The sequence below is a fragment of the Brevundimonas sp. genome, assembly GCF_030656255.1.
Lineage (GTDB): Bacteria > Pseudomonadota > Alphaproteobacteria > Caulobacterales > Caulobacteraceae > Brevundimonas.
Genome location: NZ_JAUSOE010000010.1, coordinates 1 through 5,471, shown reverse-complemented (window position 1 = coordinate 5,471; position 5,471 = coordinate 1). Strand labels below are relative to the sequence as shown.

5 protein-coding genes are annotated in these 5,471 nt (G+C 67.7%); 1 reads left to right on the top strand and 4 read right to left on the bottom strand.

The genetic code is table 11. The features are described from left to right. The first annotated feature begins 282 nt into the window (after positions 1 to 282). Positions 283 to 2,082, top strand: a complete 1,800-nt coding sequence (locus tag Q7J26_RS00490; protein WP_304934575.1) for a hypothetical protein — start codon at positions 283 to 285, stop codon at positions 2,080 to 2,082. 55 nt (positions 2,083 to 2,137) lie between these two features. Here the strand turns inward: Q7J26_RS00490 and Q7J26_RS00485 are convergent, their stop codons facing one another. From Q7J26_RS00485 to Q7J26_RS00470, 4 genes are all read right to left on the bottom strand, one after another. Continuing rightward, on the bottom strand, positions 2,138 to 3,214 hold the full coding sequence (locus tag Q7J26_RS00485) for a chemotaxis response regulator protein-glutamate methylesterase (protein ID WP_304934574.1): 1,077 nt from the start codon (positions 3,212 to 3,214) through the stop codon (positions 2,138 to 2,140). A gap of 4 nt (positions 3,215 to 3,218) precedes the next feature. Next, positions 3,219 to 4,073, bottom strand: a complete 855-nt coding sequence (locus Q7J26_RS00480; RefSeq protein ID WP_304934573.1) for a protein-glutamate O-methyltransferase CheR — start codon at positions 4,071 to 4,073, stop codon at positions 3,219 to 3,221. A gap of 34 nt (positions 4,074 to 4,107) precedes the next feature. Continuing rightward, positions 4,108 to 4,617 carry a chemotaxis protein CheW gene (locus Q7J26_RS00475; protein WP_304934572.1) on the bottom strand — a complete coding sequence of 170 codons (510 nt, stop codon included), beginning with the start codon at positions 4,615 to 4,617 and terminating at the stop codon, positions 4,108 to 4,110. Next, on the bottom strand, positions 4,617 to 5,471 hold an 855-nt coding region (locus Q7J26_RS00470; protein WP_304934571.1), incomplete at its 5' end, for a methyl-accepting chemotaxis protein. The genes Q7J26_RS00470 and Q7J26_RS00475, both read right to left, overlap by 1 nt.

Below are 5,471 nucleotides of genomic sequence, written 5' to 3'. Positions count from 1 at the left end.
ACGCTGCTTTGCCACCGATGGCGAGCGGCTGATCATGCCCGCCTTCGGCGCCTTCACCGGTGGGCTGAATGTGCGCGACCCCGTGATCGCCGGCCTGTTTGCCACAGAGCCCCTGACGGCCGTTCTTGGCCGCGACAAGGTTCACGCCATCGCCTGGGGTCGCCTGCCCTGATCCCCCCTCTCCAGCATGAACCCCCACGCGCGGAAATTCGCGTCGGCGTTTACGGTCGGTTTTCCTGTCCCGCGTAACCTTGCTTCATGACTCTCAGAATGAGACCCAGCATGCAGGCGCAAGCGCAGCAATTCGATCCAGCCGCGACCGCCGACTCCGTCGTCGATTTAGGTGCGGATTCCGCCCTCCCATTCTTCGCGCCCGTCGTCGCTTCCGACGTCACGGATCAGCTGGAGGCGGCCCGCGCCCTGGTCGAGAGCCGTTTTTCCGACGCGGGGGAACGCCTGGCCGGATCGCTTGAGATGGTCGGCCGGCTGATCGAGGCGCTCGACCGGCTGGGTCTGACGCTGAACGTCGAATCCGTTTCGCACACCAGCAACGAGTTGCTGTCGACGGCGGAAAGCCTGAACGCCCTGCCCCTTACGCAGAGGCGGCGCGTGTCGGACCTGGATCAGTTGAAGGCCGCCGGCGCCCTGCTGGAAGCCGATATTGACGTGATGCGCACCACGCTGCGCTATCTGCGCGCCTTCGCCCTGAACGTGAAGATCACGGCCGGGGCGACCATTCGGGCCGCAGACGAGTTCGCCGGCTTCGCCGAGCGGATGTGCGACCAGTTGGACTTCGGCGTATCCCAACTGGATCAACTGGCCGAGGAGTTGACGCGGCTCGCCCGTCAGCTGGATGGCGCCCTGATCTTCGAACAGGGACTGGGCGGCAAGTACAAGGAATTGATTCCGGCGGTGCCGGACAAGCTGGCCCTCGACGCCGAGACGCTGCGCGTGAACCACGCCCGCATCGCCGAAGTCGCCGCCTCGGTCGCCGCCATCGCACGCGACATCCAGATGAAGGTCGGCAAGGCCCTGATGGCCCTGCAGATCGGCGACATCACCCGCCAGCGGATCGAACACGTCCAGTTGGGCATCCAGGTCGCGGCCCGCACCGTTCGCGAGGCGGACCTGTCGCCCGGGGCCCGCGACCGTGCCGAACGCCGCCTGCTGCACATGGTCGCCGACCAGATGGCGGACATCGCCACCGACTTCGAGGCCGAGGCGGCCAAGGTCGCCCACAGCCTGTCCGGCATGGCCCAGGACACCAAACAGATCATGGTCATCCACGGCCTGTCCGACGGCGGGGGCGACCTGCGCGACCTCGAAATCAGTCTGGGCCGGGCCGGTCTGTTGATCGACGACGTCACAGCGGCCATGACCAACGCCCAGCGCATCAGCGGCGAGACCGTCTCGGCGGTCGAGTCCCTGGCCCGACGGGTGGACGCCATCCACAAGGTCAAACGCGACATCCAGCAGATGGCGATCAACAGCAGCCTGCGCTGCAATCGTCTGGGTGAAATCGGCAAGCCGTTGAGCGTCATCGCCATCGAGCTGAGCAGCCACGCCAGCCATCTGGAAGACGCCGCCGACCAGACCCTGGGCTCGCTGACCGCCCTGGCCGGTCTGGCCAATGGAATGGAGACGACCGAGCCCGGCGACGCCCATGTGGACGCGGGACGCCTGAGCGGGGTGCAGAGTCAGTTGCGCCGCGCCGCCGACGTGGTCGAGAACGATCTGGTCGGTCTGGGCGCCCATGGCGAGGCCACCGCCCGGTCTCTGGCCCTGGCCGCCGACCAGTTGGGCCTGAAGGAAGACCTGGGCGACGCCCTGCACACCGCCGCCATCGCCCTGGCCGAAGCCGCAGGACCGGTGGTCGAGGACCTGACAGATATCGCCGGGGTGGTGGACGCCGCCATGACCGAGATCGGGCGCTGCTACACTATGGCGCGCGAGCGGACGATCCACGCGGCCCATGCGGTCTTCACCGACACCGACCAGGCCGATGAGGCCGACGAGGCTGGGACGACGTCGCAAACGCCTGTCGCGGCCGCCGAGGATGAGTTCGACGACCTTCTGTTCTGATCCGGACGGCGGTCGGCCTCGATAAGAACAGGCCCGGCCCGCCGCCTGTCCGCCGTCAGCGAGAACGATCGACGTTCATGATTTCGCGCGCGATATGCTCCAGCGCCACCACCCTCTGGGCGGCGCCGCGCGCGATGGCCTCCTTGGGCATGCCGAAGACGATCGAGGTCGCCTCATCCTGGGCCACGGTGACGGCCCCGGCCTCCTTGAGCTCCAGCAGGCCGCGCGCGCCGTCATCCCCCATGCCGGTCATGATCACACCCATGGCGTTGCGTCCGGCCGCCCGTGCGGCGGATCGGAACAGAACGTCCACCGAGGGTCGGTGGCGCGACACGGGCGGCCCGTCCTTGATCGCCACCTGATAGCGGGCGCCGTGGCGTTCCAGCAGCATGTGTTTGTCGCCCGGCGCGATCAGGACGTGGCCGCGCAGGACCGGATCGCCATGCTGGGCCTCCTTGACCTCGACTTCGCACAGGCTGTTCAGCCGTTTGGCGAAGGCGGCGGTGAAGCCCGCCGGCATATGCTGCACGATGACGATGCCCGGCGCATTGGCCGGCAGGGCCTGCAACACCTCGCGCAGGGCCTCGGTCCCGCCGGTCGAGGCGCCCAGACAGGCCACCATCTCCGTGGTGCGCGCCATGGCGGCCCCGGTCGGGGGCGGCAGCATGGCGTCAGCCGTCAGTTTTGTCCCGGGATCCAGCGTTCGCGTCGTCGTTCGCCGTGCGCCCAGCCGGGCGCGGGCCGCAGCCTTGACCACGTCGCGGATGCGGTCGGCGCTCTCAGCCAGGTGATCCGCCGCCCCGATGCGCGGCTTCAGGATGATGTCGACGGCGCCGGCCTCAAGCGCCTGCATCAGGGTCTCGGATCCGGCCTCGGTCAGGGACGAGCACATGACCACCGGGATCGGCCGCTGGGACATCAGTTTGCGCAGGAAGGTGATGCCGTCCATGCGCGGCATCTCGACGTCCAGGGTGATGACGTCGGGCACGTCCTCGGCGATGCGCCGCGCAGCGACGAAGGGGTCGGACGCTACGCCCATGACCTCGATGCCGGGATCGGCGGACAGGACATCGACCAGGGTCTGACGTACGCTGGCCGAGTCGTCGATAATCAGGACTCGGACCTTGGGCATGGGATCAGGTCTTCCGGAAAATGGTGTTGGCGACAGTCACCAGAGGCAGTTCGATGCCGGTGATGCTCTCGGAATGGCCGATGAACAGATAGCCGCCGCGCTTCAGCCGGTCGCAGAGCCGTTTCAGAACCTTGGCCTGGGTCTGTTTGTCGAAATAAATCATGACGTTGCGGCACATGATCATGTCGAACGGATCGCCGACCGCATAGGTCTCGTCCATCAGATTGACCCGCGCCAGCGACAGTTTCGCCCGCAGCGACGGATGGATGCGGCCTTCGCGCCGGCCGCCGTCACGCGCCGTCATGACCCAACGCCGCATGTCGGCGGGCACCGGGGTCAGCATCTCGGTCGGATAGACGCCGCGCAGCGCGGTCTCCAGCACGTCGGTGGACAGGTCCGTGCCCAGAATCTGATAGTCGGGCCCGCCCTGTTCGTCGGCGAATTTCTGCATGACCATGGCCATGGTGTAGGGCTCGGCGCCCATGGAACAGGCGGCGCTCCAGGCCCGGATCCGCCGCGTTCCCGCCGCCTTGAACTCGGGCAGCACATGGGACGTCATATAGTCGAAATGACGCGGTTCGCGGAAGAAGTCAGTCTTGTTCGTCGTCACCGCGTCGATCAGAAAGACGGACTCGGCCTCGAGCCCGTCCTCCTTGAACAGATAGTCGCAATAGTCGTCGAAGGTCGCGTGGCCGGTGCTGCGCAAACGGCGACGCAGCCGCCCCTCCAGCATGGTCCGCTTGGACGACGGCATCTTGATGCCGCTGTAGTCGTAGATATAGGCCGCCATCCGCTCGAAATTGCGGGCGCTGATCTGATCGACGAGGGGGGCGGACCGTTCTAGCGCCGCGTGAGACAAGGTTATGTTCTTTCCAGATAACTGTCGGCGGCCGTCAGGCCGCGCGTTCAACGTCCGACAGCGACGCCAGTGAGGCGGCGTCCGTCGTGGACAGCAGTCGCGCCAGGTCGATCAGGACGACGAAGCCGTCCTCGCGACGCACGACGCCCGAGATATAGTCCGAGCGCCACTTCATCCCGATGTCGGGCGACGGCTCGATCTGGTCGGCGGTGAAGACGGCCACCTCGAACACCCGGTCCGCGACCAGGCCCAAGCTGAGCACCCGATCCTCGACCGGGATGTCAAGCACCAGGATACGGGTGTTCAGGGTGGGCTGGACCGCCGTCATGCCCAGGCGGATCCGAAGATCCGCCGTCGGCACGCCCCGGCCCCGCACGTCCGTCAGGCCCAGCAGATAGGCGGGACCGTTGGGAATGCGGGAGGGGGCCTGATAGGTCAGGATCTCCCGCACCAGGCCGACCGGGGCGGCGAAGACTTCGTCGCCCAGGCCGAAGGTGACGTATTGGCCCTCGGCTGCGCCTTGCCCCTTGGCGGTTTCGGGCATCAGGCGCTCTCCCGGAAGTCCATGTCCTCGGCGTCCGCGCCGCCGGTCGCCAGGTCCAGGGCGAAGCCCTTGGCGCGAGCCTGCTGGGCGTGCACGGCGGGCTTGGCCGGCGCAGCCTTGGGCGCCGAGCGAGCCGCCGGCTTGGCCGGGGACTTGAAGGTCGAGGCGCGAGCGGGGGCGCGGGCTCCGCTGCGGCCGCCAGCCGCATCGGTGCGGAAGAAGGCGATCGAGGTCTGCAGTTCCTCGGCCTGGGCCGCCAGTTCCTCGGAGGTCGCCGACATCTGCTCGGACGCGCCGGCGTTCTGTTGGGTCACCTTGTCCAGTTGCTGGATGGCCTCGTTGATCTGGCTGGCGCCGACGTCCTGCTCCCGGCAGGCGGCGCTGATCTCGGACACCAGTTCCGCCGTCTTGCGGATGTCCGGCACCAGGCGTTGCAGCATTTCGCCGGCTTCCTGGGCCGCCTTGACCGTGTCGCCCGACACCGCGCCGATTTCGGCGGCGGCCGTCTGGCTGCGTTCGGCCAGTTTGCGCACTTCCGAGGCGACGACGGCGAAGCCCTTGCCGTGTTCCCCGGCGCGGGCGGCCTCGACCGCCGCGTTCAGGGCCAGCAGGTCGGTCTGGCGCGCGATTTCCTGCACGATGCCGATCTTGTCGGCGATGGTGCGCATGGCGTCGACGGCGCGGTTGACCGCCTCGCCGCTGGCCTCGGCGTCCTTGGACGACTGACGCGAGATCTTCTCGGTCTGGGCGGCGTTGTCGGCGTTCTGCTTGATGTTGGCGGCCATCTCTTCCATCGAGGCCGAGGCCTGTTCGGCGGCGGCGGCCTGTTCGGTCGCGCCCTGGCTCATTTGCTC

Coding starts and splice junctions, on each gene's coding strand:
- Q7J26_RS00490 (WP_304934575.1), top strand. CDS start 283: ATGCAGGCGCAAGCGCAGCAATTCGATCCAGCCGCGACCGCCGACTCC.
- Q7J26_RS00485 (WP_304934574.1), bottom strand. CDS start 3,214: ATGCCCAAGGTCCGAGTCCTGATTATCGACGACTCGGCCAGCGTACGT.
- Q7J26_RS00475 (WP_304934572.1), bottom strand. CDS start 4,617: ATGCCCGAAACCGCCAAGGGGCAAGGCGCAGCCGAGGGCCAATACGTC.